16 protein-coding genes are annotated in these 21,990 nt (G+C 41.5%); 1 reads left to right on the top strand and 15 read right to left on the bottom strand.

Going from position 1 to position 21,990, the window contains the following annotated elements:
* Positions 1-70: 70 nt before the first annotated feature.
* The 15 genes from AC3WVG_RS07745 to AC3WVG_RS07675 form a co-directional block, all read right to left on the bottom strand.
* Entirely contained in the window at positions 71-976 is a 906-nt protein-coding gene (locus tag AC3WVG_RS07745; RefSeq protein WP_488797575.1) for a branched-chain amino acid ABC transporter permease, read from the bottom strand.
* 92 nt (positions 977-1,068) lie between these two features.
* Positions 1,069-2,199 carry a branched-chain amino acid ABC transporter substrate-binding protein gene (locus AC3WVG_RS07740; RefSeq protein ID WP_488797574.1) on the bottom strand — a complete coding sequence of 377 codons (1,131 nt, stop codon included), beginning with the start codon at positions 2,197-2,199 and terminating at the stop codon, positions 1,069-1,071.
* Positions 2,200-2,607: 408 nt separating this feature from the next.
* Complete coding sequence (gene qmoC, locus AC3WVG_RS07735) at positions 2,608-3,753, bottom strand: quinone-interacting membrane-bound oxidoreductase complex subunit QmoC (protein WP_488797573.1); 1,146 nt, start codon at positions 3,751-3,753, stop codon at positions 2,608-2,610.
* Positions 3,754-3,763: 10 nt separating this feature from the next.
* Complete coding sequence (locus tag AC3WVG_RS07730; protein WP_488797572.1) at positions 3,764-6,067, bottom strand: FAD-dependent oxidoreductase; 2,304 nt, start codon at positions 6,065-6,067, stop codon at positions 3,764-3,766.
* A 5-nt stretch (positions 6,068-6,072) separates the two neighbouring features.
* Positions 6,073-7,323, bottom strand: a complete 1,251-nt coding sequence (locus AC3WVG_RS07725; RefSeq protein WP_488797571.1) for an FAD-dependent oxidoreductase — start codon at positions 7,321-7,323, stop codon at positions 6,073-6,075.
* 174 nt (positions 7,324-7,497) lie between these two features.
* Positions 7,498-9,498 (bottom strand): adenylyl-sulfate reductase subunit alpha, encoded by a 2,001-nt coding sequence (gene aprA / locus AC3WVG_RS07720; RefSeq protein ID WP_488797570.1) that lies wholly within the window; start codon positions 9,496-9,498, stop codon positions 7,498-7,500.
* A 51-nt stretch (positions 9,499-9,549) separates the two neighbouring features.
* The gene (aprB, locus tag AC3WVG_RS07715; RefSeq protein WP_488797569.1) at positions 9,550-10,041 is read right to left on the bottom strand and encodes an adenylyl-sulfate reductase subunit beta; all 492 of its coding nucleotides are present in this window, start codon (positions 10,039-10,041) and stop codon (positions 9,550-9,552) included.
* 216 nt (positions 10,042-10,257) lie between these two features.
* Complete coding sequence (gene sat, locus AC3WVG_RS07710) at positions 10,258-11,553, bottom strand: sulfate adenylyltransferase (RefSeq protein WP_488797568.1); 1,296 nt, start codon at positions 11,551-11,553, stop codon at positions 10,258-10,260.
* A 1,439-nt stretch (positions 11,554-12,992) separates the two neighbouring features.
* On the bottom strand, positions 12,993-13,424 hold the full coding sequence (locus AC3WVG_RS07705; RefSeq protein WP_252379931.1) for a response regulator: 432 nt from the start codon (positions 13,422-13,424) through the stop codon (positions 12,993-12,995).
* A gap of 11 nt (positions 13,425-13,435) precedes the next feature.
* Positions 13,436-14,059: a sensor histidine kinase gene (locus AC3WVG_RS07700; protein ID WP_488797567.1), complete on the bottom strand. Its 624-nt coding sequence runs from the start codon at positions 14,057-14,059 to the stop codon at positions 13,436-13,438.
* Positions 14,060-14,082: 23 nt separating this feature from the next.
* Positions 14,083-14,439 (bottom strand): response regulator, encoded by a 357-nt coding sequence (locus AC3WVG_RS07695; protein ID WP_252379933.1) that lies wholly within the window; start codon positions 14,437-14,439, stop codon positions 14,083-14,085.
* Between the two features lie 31 nt (positions 14,440-14,470).
* Positions 14,471-16,183, bottom strand: coding sequence for a sensor histidine kinase (locus AC3WVG_RS07690; protein WP_488797566.1), 1,713 nt, complete (start codon positions 16,181-16,183; stop codon positions 14,471-14,473).
* A gap of 45 nt (positions 16,184-16,228) precedes the next feature.
* The gene (locus AC3WVG_RS07685) at positions 16,229-17,440 is read right to left on the bottom strand and encodes a cytidylate kinase-like family protein (RefSeq protein WP_488797565.1); all 1,212 of its coding nucleotides are present in this window, start codon (positions 17,438-17,440) and stop codon (positions 16,229-16,231) included.
* A 117-nt stretch (positions 17,441-17,557) separates the two neighbouring features.
* Positions 17,558-19,693 carry a SulP family inorganic anion transporter gene (locus tag AC3WVG_RS07680; RefSeq protein WP_488797564.1) on the bottom strand — a complete coding sequence of 712 codons (2,136 nt, stop codon included), beginning with the start codon at positions 19,691-19,693 and terminating at the stop codon, positions 17,558-17,560.
* Positions 19,694-19,711: 18 nt separating this feature from the next.
* Positions 19,712-20,350, bottom strand: a complete 639-nt coding sequence (locus AC3WVG_RS07675) for a TetR/AcrR family transcriptional regulator (RefSeq protein ID WP_488797563.1) — start codon at positions 20,348-20,350, stop codon at positions 19,712-19,714.
* Between the two features lie 150 nt (positions 20,351-20,500).
* Here AC3WVG_RS07675 and AC3WVG_RS07670 point away from each other — a divergent pair, with 150 nt between their 5' ends.
* Positions 20,501-21,676: a class I SAM-dependent rRNA methyltransferase gene (locus AC3WVG_RS07670; RefSeq protein ID WP_488797562.1), complete on the top strand. Its 1,176-nt coding sequence runs from the start codon at positions 20,501-20,503 to the stop codon at positions 21,674-21,676.
* The last annotated feature ends 314 nt before the right edge of the window (positions 21,677-21,990 follow it).

The following is a 21,990-nucleotide window of genomic DNA, read 5'->3' as shown; positions in this document are numbered from 1 at the left end:
TGTGTTCAAAATAGGGGACACAATGCCAGAAGAACAATAACAATTGAGTTTATTATTATTTGTTTATTCATCATACTTTATCTGCCACCCTTTCTCCCAATATTCCGGTTGGTCTGACAATTAAAATTACAATTAAAACAAAAAAAGCAATCGCGTCTTTCCAAGCTATGGATATATAGGCTGCACCTAAAGCTTCAATGACTCCAAGAAGAAGTCCTCCGAGCATCGCTCCGGGAATATTACCAATTCCCCCGAGAACAGCGGCAATAAAGGCCTTTAAGCCGTATACCCAGCCCATAGTGAAATTTATTTGTCCATAATACATACCAACCATTACACCACCTGCTCCACCAAGAGCCGGTCCGATAAAAAAGACAATGGAAATAATCTTGTTGACATCGATACCCATGAGTTTGGCAGCTCCCTGATCAATGGCTGCAGCGCGGATAGCTGTCCCGGTTTTGGTCTTTTGAACAAAAAAGTAAAGCCCTGCCATTAAAACCAACGAGGCTACCAGCATTAAGATCCTGATCAAGGGAATATCCAAGCCCATAATATTTACCGAGACCTTAGGTAGTATATTGTGTGGATAAACCCTGAACCTCGCTCCATAGATAAGCATAAGGGCATTGGCAAAAAATATAGATGCGCCAAGAGCGGAAACAACAGCAGACAGTCGATCAGCTTGCCTAAGCGGTCTATAAGCAACCCTTTCTAATAATACGCCAACTATTCCCACAAGGACCATAATCATCACAACCAACACCAGGATCCCTGTGACTGGTCCCAAGTAATTACTTAGGCCAAGTGAAGTAAGCAGAGTCAATCCCAGATAAGCCCCAATAGTAAACAGATCACCATGAGCAAAGTTGATCAGCTTCATTACTCCATAGACCATAGTATAACCTAAGGCGATCAAAGCATATATCCCGCCAATGGCCAGTCCATTTGTCAGCTGCTGAAAAAATAGCTCCATTTTCCCACCTATTTTAAATTTAATTTACGGAATAAATTAAACACAAAAAAAGGGCGCTAACCCAACTTTATTTAGCGCCCTTTTATAGTTGATTACGGTTGAAGTACAAACTTCCCGTCGGCATCTACACGGTAGAGACGATACAAATCTCCTACCCGGTCTCCCTTGGCATTAAAAGAAATTTTTCCGGTCAAACCGGGCATATCCTTGAGTTCATTGTGCAAATAATCAGCCAGTCGATCAGGATCGGTTGATTTAGTACCTTTAATAGCCTCGGCAATGGCTAGGAATGCGTCGCCAGAAAGTACTGCCCAGACTGATCCAGGTGCGCTTCCATACTTCTTGACGTAAGCAGCTAAGAACTCCTTGGCTTCCTTAGAATCCAAGTCTTGAGGAACTGGAGGGCTTAAGAAATAGAATCCCTCGGCCGCATCTTTCCCGGCAATCTTGACCAGATCGGGATTATTAGTTGCATCACCGCCAATAAATGGTACATTCCAGTTCATTTCTTTTTTCTGCCTCAGAAGCAATCCGGCTTCAGGATAATAGCCTGTGAAAAAAACCACTTCTGGTTTAGCTGCTTTTAACTTGGTCAAAATAGCGCTATAGTCTCTTTCTCCAGGGGTAAGGGCATCATAAAAGACGATTTTTAAACCTTTTTCCTCAAGCAGACTTTTCGCTTCATCAGCTAGCCCCTTGGAATATGTTGTATTGTCATGCAAGATAGCAATGCGCTTAAAGCCCATCTTCTCAAGGTTTTTTACTGCCACACGCCCCTGCTCATCATCCCTAGGACATGTACGAAAGAAATATTTCAGGCCTTTTTCGGTCAGCCTGATTGCAGTTGAGCCATTGGCAATCTGTATAATCTTAAATTCATCAAAAATATTTTGAGATGCCTCTGTAACCGATGAGCCATAGGTCCCAATGACACCCACGATATCCTGAGTTGCTAGCCTTTGTGCTGCCAAGGCAGCAGTTCTAGGATCACCGCCGTCATCCTCAACCACAATCTCCACGTCAGCCCCCAAAAGGCCTCCTTGTGCATTAATATCTTCCGCGAGTAGCTCGACAATTTTTTTCATATCCTGGCCTTCACTAGCCCATGATCCTGTCAAAGGACACATAAGACCGATCTTTATACTTTTAGCCCATGCACCATTAAGACCAAGGATTAACGTGAAAACTACACCCAGTCCTATCCAAAACAAACGCCTCTTCATCCAAACCTCCTTAGATTTGTTGATGGTTACACTTCTGATTGACCAAAAACTAAATTAAAATTTTACTGTCGAGTCTGTGGCCAAACCCCATTTTAACTACCAGATTAGAAATCAGGATTGAAAAAAAATTATGAAAAATTGTCCTCTCAGTAAAATTCGGCCACAGACTCTGTTATCTTCCTAAAAAAGTTGACTAAAAAAGCCGATTATTTTTTTGCATATATAAAAAAATATTTTTTTTCAATATTAAATTGCTTATTTTGTACTTTTTTTTGAATTTTGTTTTCATTGTTCTTTTATTTATTGATGAAAATTCAAAAAAATCGCTTTTTAACAATATTTTTTTGTTTAAAACAAAAAAAGCCCCGCATAAGCGGGGCTTTTTTTAACAAATAACTCAATTCTGTTTTATTCACCCAAACCTTTTCTACCAACCTGACGGGCATACGCAAGAGCAACAGTCCTGTAGACCAAGTGAGCAAGTTTAGACCATGGCAAATATGCAATCATCATAAATACAGAGATAAGATGGAGATAATAGACTGGGTAAGCCAAACCTGGCACATTAGCCAAACGTAATATCTCACTTAAAATACCTGTAATTGCAATAGCCCAGATAACACCAATCAAATACCAATCATAATAAGATGTCACAGACTTTGAAGGATCAGCATTTAGACGCATACGTGTAATCGAAATAAGTCCAACAACCAAAGCTATGGCACCAATGTTGGCTAAAATCTTAACAGGATTCAACAATGAAAGCGGAGTGTGCAATTGGTGTCCAATGAGCAGCCCTCCCCAGTGTCCAACAGCCACAACTGAGGTAACAATGAACAAGGCTACAAAACCATAGAATATGTATAGATGCCCTTTGTACCGGTCTTTATTTGAAGCGCATTCCTGAAACTTTTTATGGGTAACAATTTCTTCTTTAACAACATCAATCAAGGCCTTCCAAAAACTGGGAGCATCTTCTCCTGGAGTTAAGCCTGACTCTTTAAAAGACTTAAACAAATTACCAACGGCTGAAGCAAAAGTAAAAAAGACAAAAAGAGCTGCCAGACCAAAAATAGGATCAATAGTATAATCTCCAGGGAAGACCTTGGCATATTCAATAGTGCCTTCGGGGATACTAAGACCAGTTGTGAAGCCCCAGATGATAAAGTAAATTAAAGCTGGAATGGCAAAAAGTATGGGCAAATACTTGGAGGAACTCATCCACTTTCCTATTATAGCTGGTTTGGCCAAAGATCTATATGCCATATTTCTCAAGGCCGCCAGTACATCTCCCGGGCTGGCACCTCTGGGGCAAAGGTCTGAACATTCCCCACAATTATGGCACAGCCAAATATCAATATCGTTAACCAGCTTATCCTTAAGTCCCCATTGGGCCCAAATCATTTCCTTACGCGGGAAAGGGCCTTCTTCTGGTGACAACGGGCAGACCACGCTACATGTTGCACATTGATAACATTTTTTGAGGGATTCTCCCCCTGCGGCCTGCAAATCCTTAATAAATTGAACATCCGGGTCAATTTGTAATCTTGCCATTTATATCCTCCTAGAAGCCCTTGAATGGGTTTGGTCCATAACTTTCGACTTCTTCCACAAACTCATCTATAATTTGAGGTATCTTGTCATACTCATCTATGGCCACCTGTACCTGTTTCACACGCTCAGGCTCTACCTGCAATTTCTCAAGTGTTTCAGCTATGTTCTCCATTCTTCTGTTACATAGCTCACTACCTTTAACAAAGTGACACTGATAATCATCTCCAAACTTACAACCCATAAGCAGAACACCATCTAGACCCTTGGACATTGCCTCAGCAACCCACTGAGTGTTTACTGACCCAAGACAGCGCACAGGTATAAAACGCACATAAGCAGACCATTTTTTCCCGCGCATGGCAGCCATATCAAGGGCAGGATAAGCATCGTTTTCGCATACAAGTACCAAAATCCTGTAGCCGCCTTCTTCCTCGTCTTCAGGAACTTCAATAGATTGAATCATATCATTGACAATAGTTACGCTGTAATTATCGAAGGATATAACTCTTTCGGGACATGCTCCCATACAGGTTCCGCAGCGGCGACAACGAGTAGGATTTGGCTTGGGAGTTCCTTTTTCATCATCATCCAATGCGCCAAAAGGACATTCTTCTGTACATCTCTTACACTGAGTACAACGAACAAAGTTAAACTTGGGATAAGACATATCCCCTGAGCGAGGATGGACAGCGACCCCTCTGTTGGCAGACTCAATACACTGGATGGCTTTTAAGGCTGCTCCAGTAGCATCCTCTTTGGCCGCATTTAAATTCATAGGCTGCCTTACACATCCAGCTGCATAAATACCTGTTCTCCTGGTTTCATAAGGGAAGCAAATATAGTTGGAATCAGCAAAACCGTCAAAAAGCATTAATTCAGGAAATGTTGGGCCCTGCCTGTACTGAAGTTTCAAGCAAGAGGTCTCTACCAGTTTGCCAAAGAGTGGATCGTCTCCTTCTTCCTGACCTTCTTCTTTCTTTTCGTCTTCGGATCCCCCCTGGCTCTTTTTTTCCAGGTACTCAAGTTCTAGTTTTGCCTCCTCAGCAGTTGTTGGAACCATACCTGTAGCCAAAACAAGTAGATCCACTTTCACTTCCAGGCTTTCACCCAGGAGAGTATCTTTAACCCTAATCACGATCTTGCCGTCACTGTCTTCAACAATCTCTTCAACCTCAGATTTGGTCAAGAATATACCTGGATCATCCTGTGCTGCTTTGTAATAGTTCTCGTATACGCCAGGGGTACGCATATCTTTATAAAAAATATAGGCCTTGGCATTGTCATCCTTTTCGCGCACATACTTGGCCTGTTTCAGAGATACCATACAGCAAACAGATGAACAGTAGGGCAGATGCTCTGGATCTCTCTGACCAGCACATTGAATAAAGGCCACACTCTCAACCTTCTGGCCATCAGAAGGCTTAGTCAGATTGCCCTCTTTGGCCATCTTTTCAAATTCTACATTGGTGACTACATTTTTAAATTTTCCATAGCCCAGGGGCTCAAGTTTGCTGGCATCATAAGGCTTCCAGCCTGTAGCCAAGACCACGGCCCCAATTTTAAGCTCCTGCTCATCTTCGCCAGTTTTGACTTTTGCTTCATAAAGGCCTGGCGCACCAGAAATAGACTCAATATTTGCACTGGTTAAAACTTTTATTTTATCGTGATTTTCTACCTGAGCAATAAGGTCGTTTATGGTTGGCTCTTCAGCATCCGTATAAGGATAGTTAGAGGGTAATTGTTTATACAACTGTGCGGCAAAACCACCCAGCTTTTCTTCCTTTTCCACCAGTACGACATCATAACCAGTATTGGCTGCATTTAAAGCTGCATTAAGACCAGTAAAACCACCTCCAACGACCAAAATAGTCTTGTTAATTTCAGGCATCTCCGGCTCAGGCTTTTCTATCTTTTCCAGCTTGGACACTGCCATTCTGATGTAGTCCTGAGCCATCATGGTCAGGGGATCAGCATCCAGCTCGGTCTCTTCCAGAGGCGGTAAATCAGGTTCATTATAAGACCACACGGCCAGCTCGCGAATATTGGCCCGTTCTACAAAAACATCCGGGCCAAAATCAAAGACATCCCACATTATTCTGGGTGAGCAGGCAGCTACACAAACTGCGTTTATGCCATCTTCCTGAATATCTTTCTGAATTTCTGCCACGCCTTCCTTGCCGCACAAAAAAGGCAAGGTTTTTATCAAAGCAGGACAAGCTTCATCATCTATATATTCAGTAAGCTGCTCTAGGTTGAGATTCTTACCGATTTCACACCCAGTGCAGATATAAACTCCTATCTTTTTATCTGCCATTAGTCTTACCTCCTCACCAAAGTTTGAATAGCTTTTAAGGCCGCACCAGTGGCAGTTTCAGCGGATGTCACAACATCCAATGGCATTTTAGCGCAACCAGCGGCAAAAATACCATTTTCATCCCCGCCAATGATGAACCCTTGATCATCTTTAGTCACGTCTATGGACAGTCCCTCAACTGCAATGGAGGGTTGCATTCCCGTTGCCAACACTACCATATCGTATTTCTCTTCTTGTTTCAGTCCAGCCAAAATATCTTCAGCTGTTACGATTACATCTCCGCTTGCATCTTCTTCTAACTTCGCCACCTTACCTTTAACCATTTTAATTTTATCGTCTTCTTGTATCTTCTTTAAAAACTTTTCATAGCGGCCTGGAGCTCTGAGGTCGATATAATAGATAACAATTTCTGCATCTGGGTATTGTTCTCGAATGTATGTACATTGTTTTAAGGAGGCCATGCAACAAATATATGAACAATAATTGAGGTGGTTCTGATCCCTTGATCCAGCACATTGTACAAAGGCTATCCTCTGGGGTTCCTTTCCATCAGATGGCCTTAAAATCTTTCCCTGGGTAGGACCGTTAGGGGCGGCCAGTCGTTCCATCTGCATATTTGTAATGGCATTCTTAATTTGGCCGGCACCCAAATTATCAAGCTTGGTCACATCGTATGGTACCCAGCCAGTGGCACAGATAATTGACCCTACGTTTAGAGTAATTTCTTTTTCCTTCTCTTCAAGATCAATGGCGTTGTATTCGCATGCGCTGACACATTTGGCACACGAACTTCCGGTACAAACTTTATCGTCAATTACATAACGCATGGGCATGGACATCATATGCGGCCTATAAATAGCCTTGCTCTTGCCCAAACCAAAATCAAAGTCACAATCTCTTTCAACAGGACAGGCTTCCACGCATTTATCGCAAGCTGTGCAATTATTGTTCACGTATCTGGGTTTGAGCTTAATGGTAACTTCAAAATTTCCGGGCTGGCCTTTGATTGAAGTCACCTCAGCTAAAGTAAAAAATTTGACCTTGGGATTTTTCTTGATCCTTTGAAAATTAATCTCGAGCCCACAAGTGGGAGGACACAATTTTGGAAAATAGTGCTTTAATTGTGCAACTCTTCCCCCAAGATACGGTTGTTTTTCAACAATAAATACCTCATAACCTACTTCTGCAGCCTCAAGCGCGGCTGTAATCCCACTAAAGCCGCCACCTATAACAAGTATACTGCTACTATTAGACATGTTAATCCTCCCTATTTATTGCCTAAATATTAGGTACAAAATGGCCTTAGCCCAAACTCCTTTGTTTAGCAGGAATTTCTCATACCTTACCCACTAAAAAAAATAAAGCTCAGGCTTAGACCATTTATAATAAAAATGGCTGCGGGCCTATGGCCCGCAGCCTGTAATGCAACCTTATGGATGCATTGGATCAGGAATAATCTGAATATAGGGTTTCTTAAAGAACTTGGTCTCACCTGTCTCAGGATTGAATTGTGAGTTAGTGAAACATTTCCATTCTTCATCATTGAGCTCGAGGTAGTCAGTGCGATAGTAGAAGCCAGGATACCTTGTTTCCTTACGGAACTTAATATGCAGTACGTGCAAGCGAACAGTCCATAAGCGATGGTAGTTTTCCCAAGCTCTGAGAAGTTCATGCAGGTCACGAGCACAAATCTTTGCGGAATCTTCTTCAAGCATATCTAAAAGCTTTTCACAATGCTCGAGTAAGGTCTGAGAAGTGTTGTAGTAAGTTGCAACACCACCACCATACTCGTCAGTGGCCTTGATGAGACGCATCATGAAGTTACGTGGAGTGATATATTTGGGGTTGATATCAGGAGCAGTGGTGATGTCCTTGTTCTCTTGATAGGTGTACCAAGGTTTGTAAACCATCTTGGCCAACTCTTCAGGGGATTCCTTCAATGTTGGCTTGAAGTCCTTATGGTCAACAACCCAGCGAACCATTTGCTTACCAGCAATACGACCTTCAGCGTGAGAACCTGAGGAGAACTTATGACCAGAAGCACCAACACCGTCAGCACAGGTGAACAGGCCGTTAACTGTTGTCATGCGGTTGTAAACTTTACCGTTATCAGCTTTGATCTTGTACTCTTCAGGTACCCAGTCTTCGTCTGGACCAGAAACCCAGATACCGCAGCAACCGGAATGTGAACCCAAGAGATAAGGCTCTGTAGGCATGATCTCGGAACCAACCTTTTCAGGCTCGATATTCATACATGCCCACAAGTTGGCTTGACCAACACACATGTCAAGGAAATCTTCCCAAGCTTCAGCTTCAAGATGCTTCTGCTCTTTCTTGCTGAGTTCTTTGAAGGTAGTCTGCAGAGCAGTGGCAGTATCCATGAAGATAGGACCGCGACCTTCTTTCATTTCCTTGAGCATCATGTGGTTACGCAGGCAGGTAGGAATAATTGGGCCATGTGCATAACCTTTTTCTTCATAAGACTTAAGCATCTCGCGGTTGGTCACGCAGTAGTCTTCACCCTTGGCATTGGTGGCTTTAGCTTTGAAGAGCAAGAACCATGCACCAACAGGACCGTAACCATCTTTGAAACGAGCAGGTACGAACCTGTTTTCCATCATGGTCATTTCGGCGCCAACCTGAGCACACATGGTATAAGTGGAACCAGCGTTCCAAACAGGATACCATGCACGGCCCATACCTTCACCGGTTGACCTTGGGCGGTAAACATTAACAGCTCCACCACAGGCACACAGCAAGGCATTACAACGGAAGACGTAAACTTTATTCTCACGAGTAGAGAAACCAACAGCACCTGCGATACGATTGGGTTCATTGGCATCCAGGAGCAGCTTAACAACAAAAATACGCTCCATGTAATTTTCTTCACCAAGAGCGTTCTTAGCTGCTTCAGCAACGATACACTTATAAGACTCACCATTGATCATGATCTGCCAACGGCCAGAGCGTACTGGCTTTGCGCCATTGCGCACAGCCAAACCTTTCTTCTTGGCTTGTGCACCGTCTAAACGTTTGCCGTCCTCGGTTTGTACCCACAAAGGCAGGCCCCATTCTTCAAAAAGATGAACTGAATCATCAACGTGACGGCCAAGATCAAAGATCAAGTCCTCACGAACCAAACCCATCAGGTCTGTACGGACCATGCGGACATAATCATCAGGATCATTTTCACCAAGATAAGTATTAATAGCAGACAAACCCTGGGCAACAGCGCCAGAACGCTCTAAAGCGGCCTTATCAACCAAGAGAATCTTAACACCATACTTGTCTGCCCATCTCTTGGCCTCAAAGGCAGCACCACAGGCGCCCATACCACCACCGACAATCAAGATATCGGTATCCATTTCTACTATTTCGGGTTCAGCCAAAGGCAACCCTAAAGGCTCAGCCTTAGCAGGAATACGGGGCATAATATCCTCCTTAAATTTTGTTTTTACAGTTAATGCTTAGAACTACCTATTTTATTGTTTGGTAGGATCAACCCAGGTTTCAACAAGGTCAGCATTTTTCACTTCAAACTTTTTACCCAACACTTCCTTAGGAGTCTTTAATTCAGTCTCAGTGAACAGCAATTCATTGTCCAGATCACCTGGTTCTGGCTTGCCATCATAAGGCTTGATTGAACCTTCATCAGTAGTTCTGATGGGGAACTTGAAGCGCTTGATGTTGCCATTACGGAACTGAATGGTCCACATAATATCTGAAGCACTACGCATAGGAATACTGGTTCCGCCCATAGGTGCGAAGTCAGCATAAGGACGAGCCTCAATAGCGCCCTGAGGACAAATCTTTACACAAGAATAACATTCCCAGCATGCATCTGGCTCCTGGTTGTAAGCCTTCATTTCCTCAGGATCGAGGATCATCAGGTCGTTAGGGCAGATGTACATACATGCAGTCTTTTCTCCACCCTTACAGCCGTCACACTTGGCTGGATTAACAAAGGTTGGCATAATGTTCCTCCTAAATTAATAAGGTTTTTAGATTAACTAAACCACAAACCAATGCCACTTAAATGCTAAAAACGGCAAAGGGGATTCCCTTGCTCATCAGATTAGCTTGCTTGTGAAAACATTAACAAGATGCTCTTTCGCTTGTCAAGGAGAAAGTGAATTTTATCGCAAAACAAACTCGGGTCAAAAGAGTAAGCTCTTGGCCGCCAAAAAAAACTACATTGCGTCGCCAGAGGCTGCTTTCTGCATTTTAATCTCAACCTTCTCTGTCAGATTTTCATAGTATTCACGCAAGATAGCCAGAACTTCTTCGCGACCAAAGTGATCAGGAATAGGTTGACCTTCTGAAAGAGCCTTCCGCAATTTGGTACCGCTCAGGATAACGCGATCTTCCTTGCTATGCGGACAGGTTCTAAGAGAAGCCATGCCATCACACTTGTAGCAGTAGAAGGTCCAGTCAATTTTCAAAGGCTGACAAATTAGGGCTTTGCCAGGCTCAGGACAGGCTTCGTTAGCGTATGGGATGCGATCAAAGATTTCTTGAGCTTCAAACAGACCGTAAAAATCGCCAACACCAGCATGGTCACGACCAATAATCATATGAGAAACTCCGTAGTTTTGACGGAATGTAGCATGCAACAGAGCTTCCCGAGGACCAGCATAGCGCATATCCAGAGGATAACCGCCCTGGACGACATTTTCTTTCACAAAATAGTGCTCAATCAATGTATCAATACATTTAACGCGTACTTCTGCAGGAATATCACCAGGCTTTAAGCTACCAATCAAGGAATGGATAAATACACCGTCAAGGACTTCAATAGCGATCTTGGCCAAAAATTCATGAGATCTGTGCATTGGGTTCCTGAGTTGCAATGCACCGACGGTTTTCCATCCACGCTTTTCAAATTCAGCTCTGGCTTCAGCAGGCCGCATGTAAATGCCTTTATACTTGGTTGGGAACTCGCCCTCGCTGAGCACGTTCACAGGACCGGCAAGACAGACTTCCTTCTCGGCCATAACCATTTTTACACCAGGATGGTCTTCCAAAGCTACTTCCCAGAATTTATCATCTGCGCTATCTTCACCTTGTCCCTTGTAAACCAACTCACATTCCCACTTTTTGTCTTCCTCTGTCTTTTCCCACTTTTCTGTGACCTTCATTGTGGCCATGATTTCATCGCCTTTTGGATCGTACAGGGCAATTTCATCACCTTCCTTGATCTCGGCAGCATCTTCTTTCGTCACGGACATAGTTACAGGGACTGGCCAAAATGTACCATCGGCTAAAAGAAAATTTTCGCAAACTCCTTTCCAATCGGCCCTGGTCATAAAACCATCCAGAGGACTAAAACCACCAGTACCGATCATAATCAAGTCGCCTCTTTCACGACTGGTAATAGGAACCTGCTTTAAACCCTGAGCCTTTTTCAATTCTTCTTCTCTCTCGGCTCCTTCAAGCAAACGAATTACCAAGCCTTTTCCACCATGAGGGGGAACGAGTTTTGACATAACAAAACCTCCTTAATTGTTAATTTCTAAGCTTTATCACCTTAACAGCTTGTGAATTTGTGAACTTGATACAGTCATTGCTCAAAACTTTCAAGTCCCTAAGACCAACTTTTGTGATTTTTTTATCAAAAATTTTATACCAAACACGAACCCACCGCCTCCCCTCAAAAGATAAAGACAAATCGACCGCTTTAACACATTGATTTTACAATACTTTTTTTCAAAAAAACTCCTTGCAAAAAAATAAACAGCTTTTATTTATGCCATGCGGGTCCCAGGGAATTCTATTTTTAACGTACCACAGACCTTATTCACTTTAGTATCAACTTTGTTTATAAAGTTTATTTACCAAACACCCCTATATAAATGTGATTTTTGGCACATTTACCCAAATACACCCTACTTTCGGCTCAATTTTAATTGTGATTAATTTAACAATTCGCTTGTTCCATTAATCTTAATCTAAACACCATATTCAAAGCAATTTAACAAATGCCCTGATTCAACCATTAATTTCATAACACATATAAAGAAAATTTTTTTAACCAAAACAAATGCCTCTTAGTATTTAAGAATTTTGTTTATATAGTACTACATAAAATCTATTTTAAATATACTATAAGCCATATACAACTTTAGTGTCAATATTTTTTATAAAATCTAAACTAGATTTTTTTATACAAGCACTTTGTGATACATTTCCCTGATTTGTTTTACTGTTTGGATAATTCTCTTTGATGAAGAACAATGATGTGAAGAAAAATATATACGTCTTATACAATCAATATAAACATTTGCTTACTTATTCTCTTCGAATTTACTGGATCGGTTTTGAAGGAAGGAAATATAAAGGCAAGTCTTTGATCTTCTCGTCAAAGAGTAGATACGATTAGATATTACTAGCTCAGAACAAAAAGGACTAGAAGGCTATCACATGCAGGAGTGATAAAATCACCGGAGAAAAGTCTCTATCTTTCTTAGACGAAACAAAATCTTTTCTTCAGTAAATCGAGAAAAACTAGGGCTGTTCCTGGCAATTTTGGGATAAAATCTTTATGGGACTTGAGACTTAATTTTATAGTAGGGTTAAAAAATATACTCTAACCCCCGCTCGTCCCAATTTCTAAATATTTCTTTTGGATATAACATTCTTTGAAATGTTTAAGTACCAAATCAAATAAACGCTTCTGCCCACAATTTCTATCCGTCACAAATAGGCTCACAAATAGCCCGGTCGGTTTGGAAATATTTTTCTAAAGGTCCAATTTATTAAGCAAATCCTTATAAAACAGGCACACAATAGCTCTTGTTAATTGGAGCTTTTTAACTTCTTTTGATATCATCGCGTACTACGGTCAAAATTTATTCAAAAAAAATTTGGCAATAGCTCTAACTGTACGAGGAAATTGATTTATAACTCGTTAAGGACCTTGGTTAAGTTACCAACCTTTTTCCATAAGTATTTCTTTCAGTTTCTCTGTATTCTTTTTTTCAATCAAAAGCATTTTTTTGGACTTGGCTTCCTTGATTTTCTCCATCAACTCTTTAATATCTGCAGGTTTTTCGATAAAGTCTAAAGCACCCAGCTTCATGGCCTCAATCCCGCTTTTCACAGTGGCATGCCCGGTTAAAAGGATAATTTGCAGTTCAGGATTAGTAGCTTTGATACTTTTCAATGTTTCCAAGCCGTCCATATCTGGCATAAGCATATCCAGAATTACGGCATCATAGCTCTCCTGCCCAATCTTCTCCAATGCCTCTTTACCGGAAGTAGCCGTGGCTACTTCTAGCCCCCTATTTTTCATCCTCTCTGATAAAGCTGATAAAAATTCCTGTTCGTCATCAACTAATAAAACTTTTTCATGGCTCATAACTAAATCTCCTAGCTAATTTTATTAATTGAAATTTTAGTTTGTTGCTCAACTGAAATATGCGCTTCTATGGTCGAGGCCAAGACTTTTAAAAACTCATTTACTTCCACAGGCTCAGAAATAATTACTGTTGGCAGTTTTTTTTGTTTAACACAACTTAAAGAGATTTGTAACCCCTTTTCCCTGCCTTCCATAATTTGATCAATACAAGAAAATATAAGGTCCATAAGTATAAAAGGCTGGGTCGAAACATTAACCGGCTCTAAGTTTGAAGCTATAAGCTGAAAGCCTTTAACCGCGGCCATACGCTGAGCCAAATCAACAACCAAAGTAACTATTTCTCTCAAATCAACCTGGACCCAGGTTTCATCTACAGAATGAGCAAATTTGTTCAATCGCCGGGCAATGGTATTTACCCGCTCAACCTGTTGGGCAATTGAAGCTACAATACCTTTTATCCTCTCTATATCTAAATGCCGCCCTTGCTGTGCAAGATAAAGAAAATCCTCAAGCAATCCATTTTGCTCATTTATGACAGCCAAACAGTTTTTTATCTCATGGGAGATACTAGCGCCGACCCGACCAAAAAACTTTAGTCCCTGCCCCTCTAGAATTGACCAATTAATTTCATCCATAACAACCTCAGATTCAAAAAATTTTATTCTTCGACAATTTCTTTCAATTTAGAAATAAACTCATCAAGCTGCACTGGTTTGACTAAGTAAAAACAGGCTCCCTTGGAACAACCTTTTTTAAACGCATCTTCCGAACCATGACCGGTCAAAAAACTGAATTTCATCTCTGGCTTAATCTTTTTAATCATTTCCATAAGATCAAATCCGCCTACCTTGGGCATTTTTACATCTAGTACTGCCAGATCGTAATCATTCTCCCGAACCAGCTTGAGAGCATCCTGTGCATTTGTAGCCCAATCTGCTTCTATCCCCCGAAAAGATAGTCTTTCGGCCAGGGTTGAAACTAGGTCCTTTTCATCATCTACTAGTAAAATACGCAAAACTTTAACCACCCCCTAAGTATTTAAAATCCTAAGCTCGACCAACAGGCAGGATTATGGTGAATTTACTCCCTTTGCCCACCTGACTTTGTACCTCAATTTCTCCGCCAAGCTTTTTGACTAATCCATATGTTATAGACAGGCCAAGCCCTGTCCCTCCTTTCTTTTTCTTGGTGGAAAAAAATGGCTCGAAGATCCTCTTTAAATTTTCCGGCGGAATACCACAACCATCATCAGCAATCGAAATACGCACCCTGTTTTCATCCAATTTCTTCATTTCAATCTGAATATGTCCTCCATCGTCCACAGCTGCGAAGGCATTATTAATGATATTCAAAAAAATCTGTTGAAGTTGGCCCCGATCACTTATTATGGTTGGAAAATCTTCATCTACCTGGACATCAATCTGAATATCCCGATACTCTGCCTCTTTTTCCAAAAAACCCAATACCTCATGCACGAGTTTAGGTAAATCTATTTCTTCTTTCTGAACATCAATATGCCTGGCAAAACCTAATAATCGGTGGGTAATAGCTCTGCATCTGTCCACCTGAGCGATAATAGAATCGACTAGTGTCAATAACCTTTCATCTTGGGCATATTTATCAGTATATGTAAATAAATCTTTAATAAGGCCTGCCCGTTCATTTATAATGGCCAGTGGATTATTTATTTCATGGGCCACACCTGCGGCCAAACGCCCAATGGAGGCCATTTTATTGGCATGTTCGGCATTATGCAAGGTAGCCAACCTGTTCATGTCGGCTATATAAATACGACTGATAAGCATTGTTGCCGCTCCCAAAATAACCACCAGAATAATAACAATGCTTGATATCAAAAGAGCCAACATCTCTCTTTTTAACTTCCACCAGCTTTGCAAGAGGACAATAGGCTTTTGAACAAGCACTAAAATAAATGGAGAGTGGGCAATATATGCACACCCCACAATGAATTTCTGACCGCTATTATCCTGAACTTCACAAATTTCAGTTTGCTCGGGACAATCAGGTAGAAGCATCTCTATTTTTGAAAGCACATCACCATAGTATCTTGAACTGGTTTGTAATATCCCTTGGTGATTGATAATGAAAGCATCACTCTCAGGACGCAAATCTATAGAAGAAACTAGTTTGGCAAACCGTTCAGTATCAATGGTAGCCCTCAAGACAAAAAAATCACCATCAGGCAAAAGATGTTTTACCGCTATAACAAAGTGGGGAATATGTCGAAATCCTTTGAATACGTCGCTGATATAAATACCACGAACAATAACTTCTTTAAACCAATCCTGCTCTTTATAATTGCGCCCTTTAAGCTCATAGGGCCCTACATATGACTTCTGAGTTCCGTTTGAATCTATTATACCCAGATCCACAAAGCCACCAAAAGTCTCTTTTAAGTCCAAAAAAATTCTAGCCAGTCGATCCTGATTTTTTAATTCACTAAAATCATTATTCCGAACAATAAAAGTTAAGGCAGAGGTTCTTTCTTCCAAAAAATAAGTCAGGCTACGTCGTGTATTGGAAACAAGACGCACTAAGGGGTAGGTTATCTCGGCCCTCATTCCTTTTTCATAAAGGTTTAAATTCATGAAGGTCATTATCAAGAGGGGCAGAATAGACACTCCGGCAATACTCACCACCACTATCAGCCACATGCGGCGATAGTTAAACAGTGTCTTACCTACCCCATCCTGGTCGGTTGCATCCCAAAAGACTGGCCTAAATAAGTCCCAGAACATTTATTTATCACCACGAAAACGAGCCGGCTGCATACCAACTACGCTCTATGCCTTACGCTCCTTAATCTTTGCATACGCTTTCTTCATTGTTTCGGTTAAAAGTTCTATATCCACTGGCTTTTGTAAATATGCAAAAGCACCCAGTTCCATACAAGTTTGGCGATCCTTTTCTGAACCGTGCCCAGTAAGAATAATAACTTCAATATTGGGATGAGTCTTTTTAATTCTCCTTAAGACCTCAATACCATTTATGCCGGGCATCTTCAAATCAAGAACAATAACCTCTGGCTCTTCAGCTTGTACAAATTTCAAAGCCTGTTCACCGTCATAAACAACAGCGGAACCCATATCACGCATAAGCAAACGCTCAGACAATGTCTGGACAAATTCACGCTCATCATCAACCAAAAGAACCTTTGATGGCCTCTCAAAATCAAATTTCCTGTAAATATCTGTCTGGTAAAAATTTGGCCCTATCTTGGTCTTGACATCTTTAACTCCGGGAAGCTTTGAAACAATATCTTTGAGTTCTTGCTCCAGTTTAGAAAGCATGATCACATTTTTTTCTATGGTCAGGAGCACCACGCCATCTTCAGCATCCACAGTAACATTATGTCCCTCAGAGGCCAAAGCCACCTCTACCTGGGCTGCCAGTTTAAAATCTTGAATTGCTTTTATAGATTTATCTGTAGGCTTAAGAATATCTTTCTGCACATACTCAGTAACTATCTGCACAGCCTCATCAATTGTTTTTTTATCTGTGGGCAAGACTATATCGTATAGAGAAGAGTGCCATGGTTCTTTATCAAAAAGATGCTCGGACCAATTAATACACCCTTCATCAAAATCATTGATCCCCTTTATAGCTTCCTTTTCAGATAACCCATTATTCATGGCCTGCTGAATACGATATTTCTTATCAGCAATAAGACAGACCTTGAGCACATGAGTAATTTTACTCGGGACAAGAAGACCAGCCCAACCAAAATATAACCTATTATCAACCTCTAAGTATTCAGCCAGAATAGACTTTAAAAAGGCGACGCATCTTTCTTTTTCGTGGGTAAATTTGTTAAATACCGATGGCTTGCAAAAAATCGCCCGACGGATCTTGTCAACGGGCATATCAAACTTCTTGCTTGCAGCCTGAAACAGTGCGTTATCGTCTATTATTTCATATTCTAACTTTTGGGCAATTTTATCTGCTATAGTTTCCGCATGCACAAAGTTGCCGTAGGTTATGCTTATAGATGACATGCTGAACTCCTTTTTAGAGTTTATTGAGTTAAAGCTAGGTGTGAATGCAAAAACGACAATCGTGCCTCATTACGGCGCATCTGCATCCACACCATTCTGCTCCAATTAGTCAGTTCTCTATTTAGGCACATAAGATAAAAGCGGGCACTCGTAAATACTTGCCCCAGTTCTATCTGTATGTGTTTTATAGTAAATATCTTCAATGGCGTCTTCCAGATGACCATAGATATTTTCTTCACCGATCTTTTCCCATAAATGCGTTCGCTTCATGACTGCAATAACATTTTCTTTCAACTCAGCAAAGGAAATACCGCATCCTGCACTACGCACTCTATCTACCAGCAGGGATAGAGCTTCCTCGCCTGAGGCATCCATGTCATTGATTCCATCGGCTACAATCAGAATATGCTTTAGCTCAGGCCTGGTTTGCATAAGTTCCGTAACCTTGTCTTCCAGATAACTGGCATTGGCAAAGAATAACGGCCCGTCAAAACGAATTGCAGCCACATGTCCGCATTCTTTCAAATTATAAGCCTCGGCATTTTTTAAGGCCAGGTCTTCATGCATAGCCAGTCTGGCCACTGTAGGACGCATGCTCTTATACAAGAATACAAGCAGCGAGAGGATAACTCCGACCATGATTCCTTTATCCAGATGCGGAGCAAATGCCAACGTACAGATAAAGGAAATAATGGAGATCGCTCCATCATACCATTGGGCCTTCCAGGCATGGATAAATCCGGACACGTTAATCAAGCCGATAACGGCCATCATAATTACCGCGGCAAGTACTGCCTGGGGCAAATGATAGAGGAGAGGTGTAAAAAAGAGCAGACAGATAATCACTGCCAAACTGGTAAATACACTGGAAAGCCCGGTTACTGCTCCAGCCTGCAAGTTTACAGCCGAGCGGGAAAAAGAACCTGAAATCGGATAACTTTTACCAATAGAGCCTACAATATTAGCTAAACCTTGGCCTATCAACTCCTGGTTCGGATCAAGCCTTTGTCCTGTTTTTGCGGCCATTGCCTTGGCAATGGAAATGGCTTCCATAAAACCCAGGAGAGAAATGATGGCAGCATAAGGCAACAATTTTAAAATAATAGACAAATTGAAATCGGGCATACTCAAAGTTGGAAGACCAGCTGGAATCTTGCCTACTACAGCACCGCCGCCCATCATAAGCAACTTATCTGTCTGCAGGACTTTATTCTTAACCTTGATCCGCCATACACGACCATCTGTTTCCACGCCGGACGGCACATTATCTTTCGGCCAGAAAGTCATGCCGGATTCAGTTTCTACACCGGCAAACTTCATAGCCCTTAGTTTACTCCGGTAACTATGCGCCAACTCTTTGAGACGATTCATTTTCACTTCAATTACTTGCAAATCGTGCTTAATATCTATAGCCGCGATGGAATTTTTACCATACTCTTTGATTACTTTATCCAACTCATTACTCAAGTTTGCCCTTTTTTCACCAAGGTCAGCAATGGCCATTATGGTCTGGTTAAACTTGGCGATATTTTCCTTAGCTTCTTGACTGTGAATCTCATTTAGGTTGGCAACATAGTTATGTTCAAATCCGGTCAACCAGGAAATCAAAGTAGTAACAACTACGGCCACCAATACATTGGGAATACGCGGATTAATTTTTTTAAGGCCATACATAATGGCAAAAGCAAGTGCCCCCATAAAAAGCGTAGGCCAATGGGTATAATCAACAGCAGCCAGTATCACGCGCCAAATAGTCTCATAGTGATGGGCAGCCTTATCCACATACACGCCAAACAATTTGGACAATTGTGAAGAGGCAATAATAATGGCCGCCGCATTGGTAAAACCATTAACCACAGGGTGAGACAAAAAGTTAACCACCAGGCCCAAGCGCAGCACGCCCAGCATGAACTGGAAGATACCCACGGTAAAAGCCAGGATAATAGCGTAAGCAATAAAGGCCTCGCTTCCGGCCGTAGCTAAAGGCTCAAGTGAGGCCGCAGTCATCAAAGAAACAACAGCCACAGGACCGGTCGCCAACTGTCGGCTGGAACCAAACAAGGCTGCAATCATAGGTGGCAAAAAAGAGGCATAAAGGCCATAATAAGCAGGTAAGCCAGCAAGTTGTGCATAGGCCATTGATTGCGGAATCAAAACCAGTGCCACAGTCAACCCGGCCACTGCATCAAGCCTGAACTTGGCCAGGTTGTAATCTTTAAACCAGGCAAGAAATGGAAAAATTTTCGCTAACATATACCCCCCGTTTACTATTTATTGTCCCGCCAATGCAGGACTTGATTCTTCACCGACGTTATAATTCTTTAAAATTCTTCGACACGTTTTTAAGACATCATAAAAAAGAGAATCCACCGGAAAAATATGAGCAAGATCGAAACGAATAAGGCCATTTAGCATGGCCAGAATGATCAAAGCCGTCTTGGTTGGCAAAATATCCTTGGAGATAGAACCATCTTTCTGCCCCAGAACTATCCCCTCGACCAAAGCGGTCAAAAAACAGTTGTAAATACTCTCCAAACTCTTACGACAGGCTGAATTTTCAACTGCCAGCTCATAAGAATGGCTGCGGTAAAGCAAAGCCAACTCACTTCGCAATCCTTCTGTCATATAAAAATAAACCTTGACCACCTCCTCCACCATCTCCAGCCCTGAAGAAAACTCTCGGCCATGAACATTTTCGTCAACATTATGAATGATTCTTCCCTGAGCTCTTTTCAGGACCTCCAAAAACAAACCTTCCTTGCTTTTAAAATGATGAAAAATAGTCCCTTCAGCAGCCCCGGCGGCCTTGGCAATTTCAGAGATTGCCGTATAACGAAAGCCCTTTTGGGCAAATAAACGAGTAGCCACGTCCATAATCTTGGTTTTTAAAGAAACAGTTTGTCCTCGCATACTTTCTCTTTCTCCTCGAAAAAACTGAGTGAGCGCTCAGTCGGGAAAAGACTAAGTGAAAAGTTTCACTTTGTCAATAAAGACACACTAGAAAGTTTTTACAGAAAAGATTAGGAGAGCAGTAAAAATTACGTGTAGGTCAAAAAAGCAGTGAAAAAAATCTATCTAAAAAAAGACGAAGATCGAAGAATAAAGGCAGGCCACCTCTGGGTCTTTAGTAATGAGATTGACACTCAGAAAGTATCCTTAAAAAATTTCCAACCCGGCGAAGAAGTCCATGTTCTCACTCACACCGGTAATTTTCTTGCCTCAGGCTATATCAATCCGCACAGCTTGATTAGTGTACGCATCCTATCCAGAAATCCAAAACATACTATTCCAGAACTTATAGCCTCAAGAATTGTTGAGGCCAGGGCTTTGCGTCAAGATATATTCTCTGCCCCGTATTTTCGCCTGGTCTTTGCTGAAAGCGACTTCCTGCCTGGGCTTATTGTCGACCAGTTTCAAGACATCTTAAGCGTTCAATTAACCACCGCGGGCATGGATACAAGAAAAGACTTGATAGAGAAAATATTGATTAACCAGACCCAGGCCAAAAACATTGTCTGGAAAAATGACCTTTCTGCCCGGACCTTAGAGGGTCTGGATAGGCATGTTAAAATTACTGGCCAGGTTCCCGAACAAGGTTTTGTGATTGAAAACGATCATAAATTTATTTTTCCTCTCATGAAAGGCCAAAAAACCGGCTGGTTTTATGACCAGAGAGAAAACAGGCAGAAATTCGCCAGATTTTGTATAGATAAAAATGTATTGGACGTGTTTTCCTATGTTGGAGCGATGTCGATTTATGCAGCCAAGGCCGGAGCAAGACAAGTGCTAGCCATTGACAGCTCAAAACTAGCCTTGGACTTTGCTTACGAAAACAGTTTGTTAAACGGCGTGGACCATAAACTAAAAACTATTTGTTCGGATGCACTGAGCATAATGGAGGAAATGGTCATATCCAAAGAAAAGTTTCAGGCCATAAGTATTGATCCCCCTGCTTTCATCAAGAGAAAAAAAGACAAAAAAAATGGACTTAAAGCTTACCTAAAAGTCAACACTTTGGGGATCAAGCTACTAGCTAAAGGCGGTTATCTAATGACCTGCTCATGCTCCCAGCACCTAAATTTAAACGAGCTAATCAATGTCATCCGGCAGGCAGCACAAAAAAATGGCCGTTTTTTACGCATCATCCAGTTTTGTCATCAGGGACCAGACCACCCTGTGCATCCGGCCATGCATGAAACTAACTATTTAAAAGGATTAATCTGCCAGGTTATGTAATTGAACATTGGCGAAGCCAGTAGATATGTCACTATGCCAAGCGACCAGGGACTATTCATTCTCCAAATGATGTGATAAATCTATAAACTCAATGTTATGCCCTCAATAAAAGAAGTGCCTGTACAGGACAAACGCATCAAAAAAGTTATTGTTTAGTTTTTAGGAAAGAATATGATAGTTTTGTGAAATTTTAGACTTTTTTCGAGCAAAAAATAGGTTAAGACCTCCAAAATTTTTGAGGAGGTCTATCATGAGCAATAATAAAATATTAAAGATTTTATCTATTGTTCCTGAACCAAGAGTTGAGCGTTCTA

Source organism: Desulfovulcanus sp., assembly GCF_982781345.1.
The sequence above is the reverse complement of the archived record's forward strand: the minus strand, read 5'-3'. Positions and strand labels throughout refer to the sequence as shown.